Source organism: Streptantibioticus rubrisoli (genome assembly GCF_024436055.1).
Lineage (GTDB): Bacteria > Actinomycetota > Actinomycetes > Streptomycetales > Streptomycetaceae > Streptantibioticus_A > Streptantibioticus_A rubrisoli.
This window is the reverse complement of the sequence record NZ_JANFNH010000039.1, coordinates 21,472-37,848: the sequence shown is the minus strand read 5'-3', so window position 1 is coordinate 37,848 and position 16,377 is coordinate 21,472. Positions and strand designations below refer to the sequence as shown.

Below are 16,377 nucleotides of genomic sequence, written 5' to 3'. Positions count from 1 at the left end.
TCCCATGAAACGCAGAGCACTTGCCGTAGCCGCCACCCTGCTCCTCACGCCGCTCACCGCCTGCGGCGGCAACGCGGCGGCCGGCGGTGACGGCTCCACCGTCACGGTCACCGTCGGCTACCAGTCCAAGACCATCAACACGGTCACCGCGGGGGCCCTCCTGCGCTCGCTCGGCTACTTCGAGAAGCAGCTGAGCTCCCTCGGCGACGGCCGCACCTACAAGGTCGACTGGCAGGACTACGCCACCGGCGCCCCCATCACCGCCCAGATGACCGCCGGGAAGATCGACATCGGCTCGATGGGCGACTTCCCACTGCTCATCAACGCCGCCCGCGGCAAGCAGCTGAACCACCCCACCCATCTGGTCTCCGTCACCGGCTACAACCTCCGCGGCGGCCTCAACACCATCGTCACCGCACCCGGCTCCAAGCTCACCTTGCTGAAGGACCTGAACGGCAAGAAGGTCTCCACGAGCGTCGGCTCCGCCGCCGACGGCACCCTCGTACGGGCCCTGCAGCGCGCCGGCATCGACCCGAACGACGGCATCGAGAAGCTCAACCAACAGCCCGCCGTGGGCGCGTCGGCCCTGACCGCGGGCAGCGCGGACGCGCTGTCGCAGTTCGTCGCCTGGCCCGGGCTGCTCACCTACCAGGGCAAGGCGAAGGCCCTCTACGACGGCGCCCAGCTGAACCTGCCCACCTTCCACGGCGTCACCGCCCGCGAGGATTTCGCCAAGAAGAGCCCGGCCGTGCTGGAGGCCTTCCTGAAGGCTCAGGCGCAGGCCACCGACTACCTCAACGAGCATCCCGTGGACGCCGCCGACAAGGTCGCGAAGGCCACCGGCCTGCCCGCCGAGGTCGTCTACCTCTACAACGGCGCCCACGGCATCTCCAGGTTCGACCCGGCGGTCAAACCGCAGCTCGTCTCCGCGCTGAAGCAGGACGTGTCGGTCCTGAAGGCGGCGAAGTTGACCGGCGATGTGGACGTGGACTCCTTCGTCGACGACCAGTACGTCAAGAAGGCCCTCGGCGCGTCGTACGCGAAGCAGCTCGCCGCCACGCCGCCCGCCGCCGCGAGCGAGGTGTGGCCGAAAGGCGCCCAGGAGACCAAGACCTTCACCTCCCCGGCGGAGCTCCTGAGGTACGTGGCTGCCCACCGCGGCGGCATCCGTGCCGCCTACGTGCCCGACGCCACTACTGGCACCCTGTGGTTCGCCGACAAGGCGGTCTGGGTGGCCGAGGGAGAGAAGCTCCTGCCGTTCGTCGCCCAGGCGACCGCGCGGGCGTACGTATCCGCCCACGGCGGTGCCCGTGTCATCACTTACGCCGATGCCCTGGAGCGTGCCGCATGAGCCGACCCGCGCCGCGAGCGGGCCGCTACCGGCGGCCACTCCCGCCGATCGGCCGATATGCGCTGCGGGTGGCCGCCCTGGCGGCCGCCCTCGGCCTCTGGCAGGTCCTGACCAGCCTGGACGTCGACCTGTGGCTGCGCTTCTCGCAGTTCCCCACGGTCACCGACGTGGCCCACGCCTTCGCCGACCGCGTCTCCGGGGCGGACTACTGGACGGACCTCACCGACAGCCTGACCCGCATCGTCACCGGCTTCCTGCTGGCGGCGGTGCTGGGCGTGGCGGGGGGCGTGCTCGTGGCGCGCTCCCGGCTGGCCGAGGACCTGCTGGGCCCGCTGCTGGAGGTGGTCCGCCCGATCCCGGCGATCGCCCTGGTGCCCGTCGCGATCCTCCTCTTCCCCTCCAACGAAGAGGGCATCGTCTTCATCACCTTCACGGCGGCCTTCTTCCCGGTCCTGGTCTCCACCCGGCACTCCGTCCGGGCGCTTACCCCCGTGTGGGAGGAGGCCGTGCTCACGATGGGCGGCGGCCGGTGGCGCATCCTCGGCTCGGTCGTCCTGCCGGGCGCTCTGCCCGGCATCTTCGGCGGCCTGTCGGTCGGCATCGGCGTCTCGTGGATCTGCGTGATCTCCGCCGAGATGATCTCAGGCCAGTACGGCGTCGGCTACCGCACCTGGCAGGACTACACGATCGTCAACTACCCCGGTGTGTTCGTCGGCATGGTCACGATCGGCGTCCTCGGCTGGCTCACCTCCACGACCGTCGAGCTGTTGGGCCGACGGCTGACCCGCTGGCTGCCGCGCACGTCGTACGTCCCCGGAGCCCGGCCGACGCCATCACGCACGCTCGCGCCCGCCAGGCCAGCTCCCGCCGCCGTACGCACCGAACAGCCCTCCGGCACCGAGGAGGCACGCGATGAGCACCTCGTCTGACATCAAGCCCGAACTCCGTACGGTGGCCCAGGCGCCGTCGTCCGTACGCGGCACCCGGCTCACCCTCCAAGCCGCCACGCTCGGCCGCCGCGACGCACCTGTCCTGGCCGACGTCGACCTGGACATCGCGCGGGGTGAGATTCTCACCGTCGTCGGACCCTCCGGATGCGGCAAGTCGACCCTCCTGCGCACCCTGGCGAGCCTGCTGCCTCCACTTGCCGGAGAGATCGACCAGGACGGGCACCCCCTGGCCGGCCCCTCCGCCGAACGCGCCCTGATCTTCCAGGAGGACGCCCTCCTGCCCTGGCGCACCCTGCGCGCGAACGTCGAACTCCCGCTCGCCATCGGCCGCGTCCCGCGCTCCGAGCGCCGCGTTCAGGCCGAGGAGTGGCTGGCCCGGGTCGGACTCGCCGACCACGCACGGCAGTTGCCCCACCGCGTCTCCGGCGGGCAGCGCCAGCGTGCCCAGTTGGCCCGCGCCCTGGCCGGGCGTCCGCGCGCCGTCCTCATGGACGAGCCGTTCGGCGCCCTCGACGCCCAGACCCGGGCCGGCATGCAGGACCTGCTGGTGGAGGTGCTGCGCGGCACGGGAGCGACCGTCGTCTTCGTCACCCACGACGTGGACGAGGCCCTGTTCCTCGGCGACCGCGTGGCCCTCCTCGGCGCCGGCCGCCTGCTCGCCGTACGGGACATACCCCGCCCGCGCGACCGTACGGCCCTTGACGACCCGGCCCGCGTGGCCCTGCGCCGCGACGTCCTCACCTCGCTCGGCACGTGAAAGGCACCCCGGTGAACCCCGCGAACACCCCCACGCAGTCCCTGAGGATCCCCGCTCTCACCGACGCCGAGGAACTGGTCTGCGACGTCCTCGTCATCGGCGGCGGCACAGCCGGCACCATGGCCGCCCTGACCGCCGCCGAGCACGACGCGAACGTCCTCCTGCTGGAGAAGGCGCACGTCCGCCACTCCGGCGCCCTCGCGATGGGCATGGACGGCGTCAACAACGCCGTCATCCCCGGCCGCGCCGAACCCGACGACTACGTCGCCGAGATCACCCGCGCCAACGACGGCATCGTCGACCAGTCCACCGTCCGCCAGACCGCCACCCGCGGCTTCGCCATGGTGCAGCGCCTGGAGTCGTACGGCGTGAAGTTCGAGAAGGACGAACACGGCGACTACGCGGTCCGCCAGGTCCACCGCTCCGGCTCCTATGTGCTGCCGATGCCCGAGGGCAAGGACGTCAAGAAGGTCCTGTACCGGCAGTTGCGGCGGCGCGAGATGCGCGAGCGGATCCGCATCGAGAACCGGGTGATGCCGGTGCGGGTGCTGACGTCCCCCGAAGACGGGCGGGCCGTGGGGGCGGTCGGCTTCAACACACGCACCGGCGCGTTCGTGGTGGTGCGCGCGGGCGCGGTGATCCTGGCGACCGGCGCCTGCGGCCGACTGGGGCTCCCGGCTTCCGGCTACCTCTACGGCACCTACGAGAACCCGACCAACGCGGGCGACGGCTACGCCATGGCGTACCACGCGGGCGCCGAGCTCACCGGCATCGAGTGCTTCCAGATCAACCCGCTGATCAAGGACTACAACGGTCCCGCCTGCGCCTACGTCGCCAACCCCTTCGGCGGCTACCAGGTCAACCGGCACGGCGAACGCTTCGTCGACTCCGACTACTGGTCCGGCCAGATGATGGCCGAGTTCGCGGCGGAGGTCGCGTCCGACCGCGGTCCGGTGTACCTGAAGCTGAGCCATCTCCCGGAGGAGTCGGTCTCCGCGCTGGAGTCAATCCTCCACTCGACGGAGCGGCCCACGCGCGGCACCTTCCACTCCGGCCGGGGCCACGACTACCGCACCCACGACATCGAGATGCACATCTCCGAGATCGGCCTGTGCGGCGGCCACTCGGCCTCGGGCGTCCGCGTGGACGACCACGCCCGTACGACCGTCCCGCGTCTGTACGCTGCCGGCGACCTGGCCTGCGTGCCGCACAACTACATGATCGGCGCGTTCGTCTTCGGCGACCTGGCCGGCGCGGACGCCTCCCGGTACCAGGCCTACGAGGGCGAGTTGGACGCGGACCAGCTGCGCGAGGCGCACGAACTGATCTACCGCCCGCTGCGCAACCCGGACGGCCCGCCGCAGCCCCAGGTCGAGTACAAGCTGCGCCGCTTCGTGAACGACTACGTGGCCCCGCCGAAGTCGGGAGCCAGGCTTTCGCTCGCCCTCGAGTCCTTCGAGCGGATGCACGACGACATCGCCTCGATGGGCGCGCGCACCCCGCACGAACTGATGCGCTGCGCCGAGGTCTCCTTCATCCGCGACTGCGCGGAGATGGCCGCCCGCGCCTCCCTGGCCCGCACCGAGTCCCGCTGGGGCCTCTACCACGACCGGCTGGACCACCCCCGGCGCGACGACGACTCCTGGTTCCACCACCTCGATCTGCACAAGTCCCCCGCCGGTTCGATGGAGTTCACGGCCCGTCCCGTCGCTCCCTATCTGGTTCCCGTCGACGGGTTCACGCCGGTGGGCGGCCCGTCCCGGCACATCGGCGGGGTCCGCGCCGAGAACGTGGCCACCGCCGGGTCCCGGGACGTGGCGCCGGTAGCCACGGGGCCGACCTCCGCACGTGTCGCCGGGCCGCTCGACCACGGCTCTGGCGAGACCGCCTCGCCCCGGCTCCTGGAGCTGCTGGAGCTGGCCGAGGAGCAGCCGGAACTCGCCGCCATCGAGCCCTACCTGACCGACCTCGACGCCGCCGTGCGGCGCACCGCGGTCTCGGTCCTCACCGAGACGGTGCCGCCCGGCACCGGGCAGGCCCTGGCCGGCGCCCTCGGCGACCCCGACGCCGCCGTGCGTGCAACCGCCGCGGCCTCGCTGCGCGAGCTGGTCGAGACCCTCCCGCCCGAACCCGCCCTGGGTGCCGCCCTCACCGCCGCGGTCGCCGAGGCCGACCCGGTGGTCCGCGCCACCGCCCTCGACGTACTGCGCGCCCTGCGCCTGGGTGACGCCGGCGTGTTCGCCGCGGCACTGGACGATCCCGACATCGCCGTCCGTATCGAAGCTGTTCGCGGGCTCGTCTCGGTCGACGCGGTCGAACCGCTGTCCGGTGCGGCGGCCGACCCCTCGCGCGAGGTCCGCGTCACCGTGGCCAAGGCACTGGCCGCCGTCAGCTCGGCGGCCCTTGCCGCGAGCGGCCGGGAGCTGCTCACCGGCACCCTGGGCCAACTCAGCGAGGACAGCGACCCCCTGGTCCGCGGTGCCGCGCTCGGCGCGCTGGCCACCGTCAGCTGCCCGGCCCCGCTCGCCGCGCGTGCCGTGGCCGCGCTGGCCGACCCAGCGTGGCAGGTCCGGGCCGGTGCTGCCACCGCCCTGTCCGCCGCGCCCGCCGACACGGCCGTGTCCGCCCTCGCCAAGGCGCTCGCCGACCCCAACGCCGACGTACGCAAGGCGGCGGTGCTCGCCCTGACCCGGCACAACGGCACAGCGGAGGCCCGGGCGGCCCTCGCCACGGTCACCTCGGACCCGGACGCGGACGTCAGGGCCTACGCGGCACGGGGGCTGTGACCGCGACGTGCCGTGCGGCCAGGAGGCGTCCCGTGTTCTGCAGAACGTACCGCCACGTTCGTGCCGAGCGTGATCCCCGCCAGGTCAGCCAGCCTCGTGTGGATCCCGGAGAAGACCCAGGCGTCGACGTTCTCGTCCGAGAGCTGCTTCCAGGTGGTGTAGGTCCGGGTCATGCCCGGCGCGGTGGGGCTGGTCAGTGCGAACGGGGCGGTACGCGGACCTGCGAGCGCCGACAGCACGGTCTGCACGGCGCCCGCGTAGGTGTTGTAGCCGCTCGGGTAGCCGGATGCGCCGGGGTGGTGTCGGTCAGGGATTCGTCCAGGCCCCGGGGTCCTCCGCGAGGCTCACAACCTCGTCGGGCAGCTTGGCCGCGGCCACGTGAGCCAGGGTGACCTCGCCGAGGATCTTGCGGACGTTGGCGCGTACGGCGATCCACAGCGGCAGCAGCGACTCCGCGGGACCGCAGTAGGAGAGCTCGGGTGGGCGCACTCCCCGCACCGACACCAGGGGGCCGTCCGCGACGCGGATGACGTCGGCGATGGCGATCGACTCCGCCGGGCGGGCGAGCCGGTAGCCGCCCTTGCCGCCCCGCTGGCTGACCACAAGACCGCCCCGGCGCAGGTCGCCGAGGATGCCCTCCAGGAATTTGTGCGGGATGCCCTGCGCCGCGGCGATCGCCTCGGCCTTGAGCGAGGCCTCGCTTCCCGCTGCGGCCAACTCCAGTGCCGCCCGCACCGCATAGTCCGCCCGCGCCGAGATCCGCATGCCGCGATTATCCATCAGTGTCATATCGGCCCCCTGCACCGGTCGCCCTCCCGGCTAGGAAAGCGCGGGTCTTCCGGCTGATCCGCGCTCCCGGATGGCGAGTTCGCGATGGCGGGCGGCCGGGTGGTCGTCCCTGACCCGGGGGGCTGCCGACCGCGCCGTGGAGGCGTTCGCGGAGCGCGGCGCCGCTGGACGGAGCCGGGATCCTGCCGCGGCTGCGCCGGGACGACGAGGTCGAGGAAGTCGGCGAAGGTGCCGTGGGTGGCGGCGTAGGCGAATTGAAGCCGTCGAACCTCGGCGTCGTCGGCGATCACCTAGGTCATCACGCGGTCCCGGCACCGGCGAAGGGGACCTGGGCGGCGGGGGCCACCTGCTGCCCGTACGGGTGCCGCCACAGACCCTGCGCCTGAAGCTTCGGCAGCACGCCCTCGCCGAACCAGTACGCCTCCTCCAGATGCGGATACCCGGAGAAGATGAACTCCTCGATGCCCAGGGCCGCGTACTCCTTGATCCGCTCGGCGACCTCCTCGTGGCTGCCGACCAGAGCCGTCCCCGCGCCGCCGCGCACCAGGCCGATGCCCGCCCACAGGTTGGGGTGGATCTCCAGCCCGTCCCCACTCCCGCCCCCGTGTAGGGCCAGCATCCGCTGCTGGCCCTCCGACTCACTGCGGGCAAGCCCGGCCTGGACCTGCCGCACGGTCTCCGCGTCGAAGCCCGCCAGCAGCCGCTCCGCCTCGGCCCAGGCCTGCTCGGAGGTGTCGCGGGTGATGACGTGCAACCGGATTCCGAAGCGGACGCTGCGACCCTCTTGCGCGGCCAGCTTCCTGATCCAGGCGATCTTCCCGGCGACAGCGGTGGGCGGCTCGCCCCAGGTGAGGTAGACGTCGACATGCCTGGCGGCGACCTCTCCCGCGATGGGCGAGGAGCCCCCGAAGAACACCTCGGGAACGGGGTCGGGCAGCCGGGCGAGCCTGGCGTCCTCGACTTGGAGGTGCTCGCCGGACAGGTCGACGGTCTTGCCCTCCCACAACCCCCGGACGATTTCCAGGAATTCGCCGGTACGGCGGTAGCGGGCGTCCTTGTCGAGGAAGTCGCCGTAGGCCCGCTGCTCGTGGCTCTCGCCGCCGGTTACGACGTTGAGCAGGAGCCGTCCGCCGGTCTGCCGCTGGAAGGTGGAGGCCGTCTGGGCCGCGAGCGTCGGCGAGACGAAGCCGGGGCGGAAGGCGACGAGGAACTTCAGGCGTTCGGTGTGCTGGCTGACCATGGCGGTGGTCAGCCACGCGTCCTCGCACCAGGCGCCGGTCGGGGTGAGCGCGCCGACGAAACCCAGGTCTTCGGCGGCGCGGGCGATCTGGCTCAGGTAGGCGACCGTCGGCGGCCGGTCGCGCCCGGACTCCGTGGCGGGGGTGCCGTGGCCGCCGCCGACGACGTGGCGGCTGTCGCCGTTGGTGGGCAGGAACCAGTGGAAGGTGAGGGACACGTGGGGGCTCCGATCGGTGTTCGTCAGCGTTCGTCACAGGAGGCCGTGGCGGGGCGGCCTGGTGCCGCCCAGCACGTAGCGGCCGATGTGCTGGACCTTCCAGCGGGCCGGGTCGTGCAGGGTGTGGGTGCGCGCGTCGCGCCAATGGCGGTGCAGGCCCAGGGAGTCGAGCGCCGAGCGGGTGCCGGAGACCTCGAAAAGGGCGCTGGCGAGCTCCACGGCGGCCTCGGCCGCCGTCACTTTCGCGGCGGCCACCGCGATCGATGCCTCGGCGGCCGAATCGTCAGTCAACTCGGCGCGGGCGTCGTCTACCGCGCGGGCGGCCTCGCGGAGCAACGCTTGGGCAGCCCGTTGTCTGATCGCCAGTTCGCCGAACCGCTGGATCAGCAGCGGATCCTCCGCGGCGGTCGCGTGCCCTTCGGCGGCGCTCTCGAACCAGGGGCGGCTCTTCGTGCGGACGAACTCCACCGCCTCGGCCAGCGCCCCGGAGGCGATCCCGGCATCGATGGCCGCGTGCAGCAACTGAGCTACCGCACCGTGGAGTTGGGGTCCTTGGAAGGTGAGGTGGTGGGGCACCACGCGGTCGGCGGGCACGGGCACCGACTCCAGGCGGACGGTTCCGCTGGCGGTGGTGCGCTGTCCCATACCGTCCCAGTCGTCCACGACCGTGAGGCCGGGCGCGTCGCGCGGTACGTACGCCACCTGCAGGGTGTCGTCCTCGGTGCGGGCGAGGACGGGGATCCAGTGGGCGAACAGCGCGCCCGTGGAGTAGTGCTTGACGCCGTCGAGGACGTACGACCCGTCCGGGAGCCGGGCGAGGCGGGTGCGGATGTCCTGGACGTGTTGGGTGCCCGCCTCGGACTGGGCGTTGCCGAACCGCCTGCCCGCCAGGACCTCGCCGAAGAAGAACTCCTGCTGCTCGTCGGTTCCCTGCCGGCGCAGCACGCCCACGTACACGAAGTGGCTCTGCGGGATCTGGGCCAGGCTGGCGTCGGCGGCGGCCAGCAGTCGGAAGATCTCGGCGAGCGTGTCCGCACGGATGTCCGCACCGCCGAAGCGGGCGGGCACGGTCACGGCGAGCAGCCCGGAGGCGGACAGCCGCTCCAACTCCGCATGGGGGAGCCTGCGCCGCGCGTCCCGCTCGGCGGCGCCCTTGCGGAAGTCCCCGGCCAGCTCCGCGGCCACGGCAAGGGCCTCGGCGTCATCCGCGATGACGTGCGCCTTGCTCATCCGGCGGCCGCCAGCAGCGTCGTACGCCCGCCCAGCGCGGCCGAGAACTGGTCCGTGACCTGCGCCAGAGCCTCGGCCGATCCCGACGCGACGGTCAGCGTGCCGTCCTCGCCCACCGTGATGTCCTTGTCGAGCGTGAACCAGCCCGGCGTGATGTGCGCAGGCCCCATGGAGGCCAGCACCGGGCGCAGGGCGTAGTCGATGGCCAGGACGTGGGCAGTGGTGCCGCCGGTGGCCAGCGGGAGGACCGTCTTGCCTGACAGGGCGTACTGCGGGAGCAGGTCGAGCAGGGACTTCAGCAGTCCGGAGTAGGCGGCCTTGTAGACAGGGGTACCGATCACCACCCCGTCCGCCTGCTCGAACAGGGCGGTGGCCCGGACGATCGCCGGGTGACCGAAGTCTGCCCCGAGCAGCGCCTCGGCAGGCAGGGTACGAACGTCCAGTGCACTCACCTCGTGCCCCTGCGCGATGAGCCGCTCGTCCAGGTGGCGCAGCAGCCGAGCGGTGCGGGAGGTGGTGGAGGGGCTTCCGGAGACGGACAGGACAGTGGCCATGGGAGGACCTTTCGGATCGTCGTTTCGTGTGCGGGCCGCGGTCAGGCGTGGGCGGCGGCGGGCTCGGACGCGGCTTCCTGCGCCTCCAGTTCGCGCACCAGGGGCAGCACCCGCTTGCCGAAGTACTCGACCTCCTCCAGGTAGTGCAGGAAGCCGAGGAGGAAGAGGTCGACGCCGAGCCGCTTGTAGGCGACGATCCGCTCGGCGATCTGCTCAGGGGTGCCGATCAGACCCGTGCGGAAGCCGTCGTTGTACTGGACGAGGTCCTCGAACGTGGAGTCCTGCCACATGCCCTTGCCGTCGCCGGTGGACGGACCGGCCTGCCGGACGGCGTCGCGGAAGCCGTGCACGGCCTGCGTGTCGGCCCTAGCGACGATCTCGCGGAGCGTGTCGCGGGCTTCGGCCTCGGTGTCGCGGGCGATGAGGAAGGCGTTGAGGCCGAACTTCGGTGGAGTACGGCCCACTTGGGCGGCGGAGGCACGGATGTCGCCGATCTGCTCGGTGACGCCGTCGAAGTCCTTGCCGTTGGAGAAGTACCAGTCGGAGACGCGGCCGGCCATGGCGCGCGCGGCGGTGGAGTTGCCGCCCTGGAAGATCTCCGGGTGCGGGCGCTCGGGGGTGTTCAGCGGCTTGGGCTTGAGGGAGAAGTCGCGCAACCGGTAGAAGTCACCGGCGAGTTCGGCGTGGTCCTCGGTCCAGATCTTCCGCAGGGCGCGGATGAACTCCTCGGAGCGCCGGTAGCGTTCGTCGTGCTCCAGCCAGGGCTCGCCCAGCGCGGTGAACTCGCCCTTGAACCAGCCACTGACCACGTTGACGGCGAAGCGGCCGTGCGACAAGTGGTCGGCGGTGGCGCCGAGTTTGGCGAGGACGCCCGGGTGCCACAGGCCGGGGTGGACGGCGGCGATGACCTTCAGCCGCTGGGTGGCGAGCAGCAGCGCGAGGCTGAAGCTGGTGGACTCGTGCTGGTACTCGGCGCCGTAGCTGGCCATGTAGCGGACCTGGCTGAGCGCGTAGTCGAAGCCGTTGTCCTCGGCGAGGACGGCGAGTTCGCGGTTGTAGTCGTAGCCCCAGTCGGTGCGCTGCTCGACGGTGCTGGTGACCAGACCGCCACTGACGTTCGGCACCCAGTAGGCGAAGCGGACCGGATCGGATCCGGGGTACGCGGAGGATGCGGGCATGGGAACTCCTGGCAGGAGAATGCTGCGCGGGCAGGACGAATGAGCTCCGCGGAATTCAGACACGCTGGAGCGGCGTTTCCGGGGCAGCCGTCGTCACGACGGAAATGAGCCGGGACCGGAATTAACGGAAGGAAGTCACAGAGGGAGCGGGTGGGAGGGTTTTCCTCGGGTGCGCTCAGACCCGCCAGCGACAGGAGGCGCTGGAGACACGCGCAAGGTCGACGTGGCGTCGCCGCGTGAGGTCCTGTCGCTTCATGCCACCGATCGAACCAGGAAGGAGTCTGGCCGGTCAAGAATGCCCGGACGTGATTCCACATGGTGAGAGTCGGTATTCACGAGGTTGTGACAGGGATTTCCTTGAACCCGGTCCCGGGAGGGCGCAGTCTCCTGCTCGTGCGTATCGAACAGCTCGAATACATCGCCGCCGTCACACGGCTCGGTTCGCTGCGGCGCGCCGCCGAGGAACTGCACCTGTCCCAGCCTGCGCTCAGCGAGACCGTACGCAATCTGGAGCGCGAGCTCGGCGTGGACCTGCTGGAGCGCAAGCGGTCCGGGGCGAAGATCAGCGACGAGGGACGCGAGTTGCTGCCGCACATCATGAGCGTGCTGGACGCGGTCGACCGGCTGCGCGGCGCGGCCGGCGACCAGCACCGCATCAGCCGCATGGTCCGGCTCGGGACGGTGAACACAGCCACCGTCCCGCTGGTCATCCCGACCGTGCGCGAGTTCCGGGCCTCGCACCCGGTCACCCAGGTGGAGTTGGTCGGCGCGCAGCAGGCCGACATCCACCGCGGGCTGTTGGAGGGCGCGTTCGACCTGGGACTGGTGAACTACCTCCGGGGCGACGACATGCCGCCCGGCTTCGAGACGACGGAGTTGCTCTGCGGCCGACCGGTGGTGTGCGTGCGTCCGGACAGTCCGCTGGCGGCCATGGATGCGGTGGACGCGGACAGTCTCCTGGCCGAGCCGCTGGTCGTGATGCGGTCCGGCTATGTGATGCACCGTTTCGTGCACCGGCTGCTGCGCGGCCGGACCCCGTCCTTCTCGTACTCCACCGACGGCGCGGAGATGGGCAAACTGATGGTGGCCGAGGGGCTGGGGGCCACAGTGCTGCCGGACTTCAGCGTCGTCGGCGACCCGCTGGAACGACGGGGCGCGATCACTGTGCGGCCGCTCGCGGGGGATGCGACCGACGTACTGCTGGTACTGCAGCGCCGCCATTCCGGCTCCGTTCCGCGGGCGGTCCGCGACCTGCACGAGCTCTTCGTGCGCAACGCTCAGGCGTACGGCGCTTCTTCGCGACGGCTGACGGAGGGGTGATCCTGTGCTCATCGTCATGGGTGGCCTGCCCGGCACCGGCAAGACGACGCTCGCCCGTCTCCTGGCGGCCCGGATCGGTGCGGTGCATCTGCGGGTCGACACCATCGAGCAGGCGATCGTCCGTTCCGGGCTGGCACAGCACCCCGTCGGACCGGCCGGTTACGTCGTCGGATACGCCCTGGCCGAGGAACATCTGGGCCGCGAGCGGAGAGCCTCAGCGAAGGACGAACACGAGGTCGTATCAGCATGGTTGTCTTCCCGTGGTGGTCTTCACGCAAAAAGGTCTTCCACTGTCGGCGCGGTGACGAGGCGGGCCGCGCCGAAGCGTCGCGTGCAGCCGGTCGGTGGGGTACTCCCGAGCATCAGCTCGGCTGGAAGGAGTGTCCCCGTCGGCGCCATTCCTCCGCGAGCAGTTCGTAGGAACGGACCCGGTCCGCGTGGTCGTGGGTGATCGTCGTGATGAGCAACTCGTCCGCGCCCGTGGCCTCCTGGAGTTGTTCCAACTGGTCGGCCACCCGGCCCGGTGAGCCGACGAACTGGGTGTCGAGGCGGTCCTGGACGAGGGCCCGGTCCTCGTCGGTCCATGGGTGGGCGCGCGCCTCCTCCGGCGTCGGGTACTCGATGGCGCCCTCGGCGGTGCGGATGCTGCGAACCCATAGGCCGTAGCCGGTGGCGAGGTCGCGGGCGGTGGCGTCGTTCTCGGCGACGACGACGTCCGCCGAGACGCTGACGTACGGCTTGTCGAGGAACTCGGAAGGCTGGAAGAAGGACCGGTAACCGTCCACCGCCTCCAGGACCGTGGCCGGGCTGACGTGGTAGTTCGCCGCGAACCGCAGACCGTTGCGGCCCGCGACAGCGGCACTCTGACCACCGCTGCTGCCCAGGATCCACACCTCCACATCGGCGCCCTCCCCCGGCACGACGTGCGCCTCGACGCCCTCCGGGGAGCGGTAGGTGCCGGCGAGCAGGGCGAGGATGTCGTCGATCTGCTCCGCGTAGTCCTGTGACTCGGCGCCCGGTAGCAGAAGCAGCCTGCGCTGCAGCGCGACGCGGGGTGACCCGAGCAGATGCTCGAAGGAGAAGCGGGGCGGGATCAACAGGCCGTTCGGGGTGCGGCCGTCGACGACCGGGGTCGCCGTCGGCAACGGTGCGGCCGGCTGTCCCGGCGGGCGGCCGCCCGAGCGGCCCAGGCCCAGGTCGAAGCGGCCCGGGTGCAGCGCGTCGAGCAGGCCGAACTCCTCCACGGTGGACAGCGCCGTGCGGTGCCCGAGCTGCACGGCCCCGGAACCGAGCCGGATGGTGGAGGTGGCGGATGCGGTCAGGGCCAGGACGACCGCGGGGGACGTGCCGGCCACGCCCGGATTGAGGTGGTGCTCGGCGAACCAGTAGCGGGCGTATCCGAAGCGCTCGACCTGCTGTGCGAGGTCGATGGAGTTGCGTAGGGCATCGGCTGCTGTCGAGCCGGAGGGGATCGGCACCAGGTCGAGAACACCGAGGGCAATATCAGACATGGACGGACTCCTGGGTGAGCGGTGGGGCCGGAAGCACGGGTCCCCACACGAACGGCGGGTCCGGGATCTCGCGGCGCAGCACGGGGGCGACCTTGGACTGGAACAGCTCGAGGGAGGCGCGGTGCTGGGACTCCGTCAGCCCGCTCGCCTCGGCGGGCAAATGGAGCACGGTGTGCCCGAACTGTTCGTGATAGCGGTGCACCTTGTCGATGACCTGTTGCGGGCTGCCGATCAGGGCCGAGCTGCGTTCGACGAAGTCCTCCAGGGTCTCGAAGACGATCGGGAGACCGGCCTTCTTGGAGAACGCCAGATTGGCCTCGAAGATCGGCCGGTACGCGGCCAGCGCCTCCTGGGAGGTGGGCGCGACGTGGGCGCCCGCCGTGCCCGCGCCGATGGCGATCTTCGCCGGGTCGTGGCCGTAGTGCTCCCAGCGCTCGCGGTAGTGGCGGATCAACTCGGCGTACGGCTCGATGGGGTTGGTGACGTTCGCCGAGAAAAGCGGGTCGCCGTAGCGGGCGGCCAGGTCGACCGACTCCTTGCTGGTCGCGCTGCCGTGCCAGACCCGGACCGGCCGTTGATACGGCCGCGGCCACACTTCGGCGTCCGTCAGCGGGGGACGGAAGCGGGTGTGGGCGGTGACCTTGTCCTGGCGCCAGATCTTCCGGAAGACCTCGTAACTCTCGGCGTTGCGGTCCCACTGGTCCTCGGGCGTGACGTGGAACAGGTCGCGCTGAGCGGCGCCGTTGCCCTTGCCGATGATCAGGTCGAGGCGTCCGTTGGACAGGTGGTCGAGGGTGGCGTAGTCCTCGTATGCCCGGACCGGGTCCAGCAGGCTGAGCGTCGTGACGGCCGTGAACAGGCGGATCCGCTTCGTCAGGGCGGCCACATGGCTGAGTACGACGGTCGGTGAGGAGGAGATGAACGGCCGCTCGTGGCGCTCCCCCACGCCGAAGCCGTCGAAGCCCAATTCCTCGGCGAGGAGCGCGTTGTCGAGGACCTCGCGGAAGCGGTCGTGGGTCGATTTCTGTACCCCGGTGATGGGATCCGGACGGTGCACGATGAGTGTGATGGCGAGGAATTTCACGACGCCACCCGCTCCTCGCCCCGCAGATCGTCCATCGGGGTCCCCCCGCTCGAGCGAAGCCGAGAGTGGGGGAGGGCGAGGCCGAGGTGGTGGCGGAGGGTCGGGCCCTCGTAGTCGGTGCGGAAGACGCCCTGTTCCTGCAGGAGCGGGACGACCTTGTCGGCGAAGTCGTCCAAGCCGCTGGGGGTGATGTGCGGGACGAGGATGAAGCCGTCACTCGCGTCCGCCTGGACGTACTCGTTGATGGTGCCGGCGACGGTCGCCGGGGAGCCGATGAAGTTCTGGCGGTTGCCCGTCTCGATGACCAGGTCGCGGATCGACCAGTTGTTGGCCGCGGCCAGCTCACGCCACTCGCGGGCGGTGGCCAGCGGGTCGCGGTACATGCGGACCTGGGCGCGGCCCTTGGAGATGTGGTCGGCGCTGACGTCCGGGTCGATGTCGGGCAGCGGGCCCTCGGGGTCGTAGGAGGACAGGTCCCGGTTCCAGACGAACTCCAGGTGCTTGAGCGCGGTGGCCCCGCTCACCTGCTGGCGGCGCACCTCCTTGGCCAGTTCCCCGGCCTCTTCGTCGGTGTCGGCGAGGATGAAGCTCGCGGCGGGCAGGATGAGCAGTTCGTCGTGGCGGCGGCCGTACTTGGCGAGGCGGTTCTTGACGTCCGTGTAGAAGGCCTGGCCGCCCTCCAGGGTTGCGTGGCGGCTGAAGATGGCGTCGGCGGAGGAGGCGGCGAACTCGCGGCCCTCCTCGGAGTCACCCGCCTGGAAGATAACCGGGCGGCCCTGCGGTGAGCGCGGGACGTTGAACTGGCCGTGGATGTCGAAGTGCTGCCCGCTGTGGACGAAGGATCCGGCCTTCGCGTCCTTCAGGAAGACACCCGTGGCCGGGTCGGCGAGGATCTCGTCGCCGTGCCAGGAGTCGAAGAGCTCGTTCGCGGTGGCCAGGAACTCCTTGGCGCGGGAGTAGCGCTCCTCCTGGGGCAGGAAGCCGCCGCGGCGGAAGTTCTCGCCGGTGAAGGCGTCCCAGGAGGTGACCACGTTCCAGGCGGAGCGGCCGCCGGAGAGATGGTCAAGGCTGGCGAACTGGCGGGCCACCTCATACGGCTCGTTGAAGGTGGAGTTGATGGTGCCGGTCAGACCGAGGTGCTCGGTGACGGCGGCGAGCGCGGCGAGGACGGTGAAGGTGTCGGGGCGGCCGACCACGTCCAAGTCGTAGATCTTGCCGTTCTGTTCGCGCAGCCGCAGGCCCTCGGCGAGGAACAGGAAGTCGAACTTGGCGCGTTCGGCGGTCTGCGCGAAGTGCACGAAGGAGCTGAACTCGATGTGGCTGCCGGCCTTCGGGTCGCTCCACACGGTCGTGTTGTTGACGCCTGGGAAGTGCGCGGCCAGATGGATCTGCTTCAGCGGCTTGCTCATGT

The 16,377-nt window shown here is 71.0% G+C and carries 15 protein-coding genes and 1 pseudogene; 6 read left to right on the top strand and 10 right to left on the bottom strand.

All coding sequences use genetic code 11. The features are described from left to right. The first annotated feature begins 4 nt into the window (after positions 1–4). The 4 genes from NON19_RS25335 to NON19_RS25320 are packed head-to-tail and all read left to right on the top strand — an operon-like array spanning position 5 to position 5,844. Positions 5–1,351 (top strand): ABC transporter substrate-binding protein, encoded by a 1,347-nt coding sequence (locus NON19_RS25335; protein ID WP_255931382.1) that lies wholly within the window; start codon positions 5–7, stop codon positions 1,349–1,351. Then, complete coding sequence (locus tag NON19_RS25330) at positions 1,348–2,280, top strand: ABC transporter permease (protein ID WP_255931381.1); 933 nt, start codon at positions 1,348–1,350, stop codon at positions 2,278–2,280. The genes NON19_RS25335 and NON19_RS25330 overlap by 4 nt, the downstream gene beginning before the upstream one ends. Further along, positions 2,264–3,058 carry an ABC transporter ATP-binding protein gene (locus NON19_RS25325; RefSeq protein ID WP_255931380.1) on the top strand — a complete coding sequence of 265 codons (795 nt, stop codon included), beginning with the start codon at positions 2,264–2,266 and terminating at the stop codon, positions 3,056–3,058. The genes NON19_RS25330 and NON19_RS25325 overlap by 17 nt, the downstream gene beginning before the upstream one ends. A gap of 11 nt (positions 3,059–3,069) precedes the next feature. Then, complete coding sequence (locus NON19_RS25320) at positions 3,070–5,844, top strand: fumarate reductase/succinate dehydrogenase flavoprotein subunit (protein ID WP_255931379.1); 2,775 nt, start codon at positions 3,070–3,072, stop codon at positions 5,842–5,844. Here the strand turns inward: NON19_RS25320 and NON19_RS25315 are convergent. The 7 genes from NON19_RS25315 to NON19_RS33810 all read right to left on the bottom strand — a co-directional run bounded on the left by NON19_RS25315 (position 5,823) and on the right by NON19_RS33810 (position 11,307). Further along, a complete protein-coding gene (locus NON19_RS25315) occupies positions 5,823–6,092 on the bottom strand; it encodes a phosphatase PAP2 family protein (protein WP_255931378.1) in 270 nt (89 codons plus the stop codon). The two genes, NON19_RS25320 and NON19_RS25315, sit on opposite strands and share 22 nt — an antisense overlap. 58 nt (positions 6,093–6,150) lie before the next feature. Then, complete coding sequence (locus tag NON19_RS25310) at positions 6,151–6,609, bottom strand: RrF2 family transcriptional regulator (RefSeq protein ID WP_255931377.1); 459 nt, start codon at positions 6,607–6,609, stop codon at positions 6,151–6,153. A gap of 322 nt (positions 6,610–6,931) precedes the next feature. Continuing rightward, positions 6,932–8,089: an LLM class flavin-dependent oxidoreductase gene (locus NON19_RS25305; protein ID WP_255931376.1), complete on the bottom strand. Its 1,158-nt coding sequence runs from the start codon at positions 8,087–8,089 to the stop codon at positions 6,932–6,934. Positions 8,090–8,122: 33 nt separating this feature from the next. Then, positions 8,123–9,319, bottom strand: coding sequence for an SfnB family sulfur acquisition oxidoreductase (locus tag NON19_RS25300; protein ID WP_255931375.1), 1,197 nt, complete (start codon positions 9,317–9,319; stop codon positions 8,123–8,125). Further along, a complete protein-coding gene (ssuE, locus tag NON19_RS25295; RefSeq protein WP_255931374.1) occupies positions 9,316–9,873 on the bottom strand; it encodes an NADPH-dependent FMN reductase in 558 nt (185 codons plus the stop codon). Before ssuE ends, NON19_RS25300 begins: the two co-directional genes overlap by 4 nt. A gap of 41 nt (positions 9,874–9,914) precedes the next feature. Then, positions 9,915–11,051 carry a dimethylsulfone monooxygenase SfnG gene (gene sfnG / locus NON19_RS25290; RefSeq protein ID WP_255931373.1) on the bottom strand — a complete coding sequence of 379 codons (1,137 nt, stop codon included), beginning with the start codon at positions 11,049–11,051 and terminating at the stop codon, positions 9,915–9,917. A 175-nt stretch (positions 11,052–11,226) separates the two neighbouring features. Next, on the bottom strand, positions 11,227–11,307 hold the full coding sequence (locus tag NON19_RS33810) for a putative leader peptide (protein ID WP_372514284.1): 81 nt from the start codon (positions 11,305–11,307) through the stop codon (positions 11,227–11,229). A 137-nt stretch (positions 11,308–11,444) separates the two neighbouring features. On the opposite strand from NON19_RS33810, the gene NON19_RS25285 reads away from it, so the two are divergent. Next, complete coding sequence (locus tag NON19_RS25285; RefSeq protein ID WP_255931372.1) at positions 11,445–12,371, top strand: LysR family transcriptional regulator; 927 nt, start codon at positions 11,445–11,447, stop codon at positions 12,369–12,371. 4 nt (positions 12,372–12,375) lie between these two features. Further along, positions 12,376–12,567 (top strand): annotated as a pseudogene (locus NON19_RS25280) (P-loop nucleotide/nucleoside kinase family protein); the annotation flags it as partial. Positions 12,568–12,733: 166 nt separating this feature from the next. Here the strand turns inward: NON19_RS25280 and NON19_RS25275 are convergent. From NON19_RS25275 to NON19_RS25265, 3 genes are read right to left on the bottom strand one after another with little or no spacing between them, the layout of a single operon-like run. Next, positions 12,734–13,882: an LLM class flavin-dependent oxidoreductase gene (locus tag NON19_RS25275; RefSeq protein WP_255931371.1), complete on the bottom strand. Its 1,149-nt coding sequence runs from the start codon at positions 13,880–13,882 to the stop codon at positions 12,734–12,736. After that, on the bottom strand, positions 13,875–14,966 hold the full coding sequence (locus NON19_RS25270) for an LLM class flavin-dependent oxidoreductase (protein ID WP_255931370.1): 1,092 nt from the start codon (positions 14,964–14,966) through the stop codon (positions 13,875–13,877). Before NON19_RS25270 ends, NON19_RS25275 begins: the two co-directional genes overlap by 8 nt. Then, the gene (locus tag NON19_RS25265) at positions 14,963–16,375 is read right to left on the bottom strand and encodes an NtaA/DmoA family FMN-dependent monooxygenase (protein ID WP_255931369.1); all 1,413 of its coding nucleotides are present in this window, start codon (positions 16,373–16,375) and stop codon (positions 14,963–14,965) included. The genes NON19_RS25270 and NON19_RS25265 overlap by 4 nt, the downstream gene beginning before the upstream one ends. Positions 16,376–16,377 lie beyond the last annotated feature (2 nt).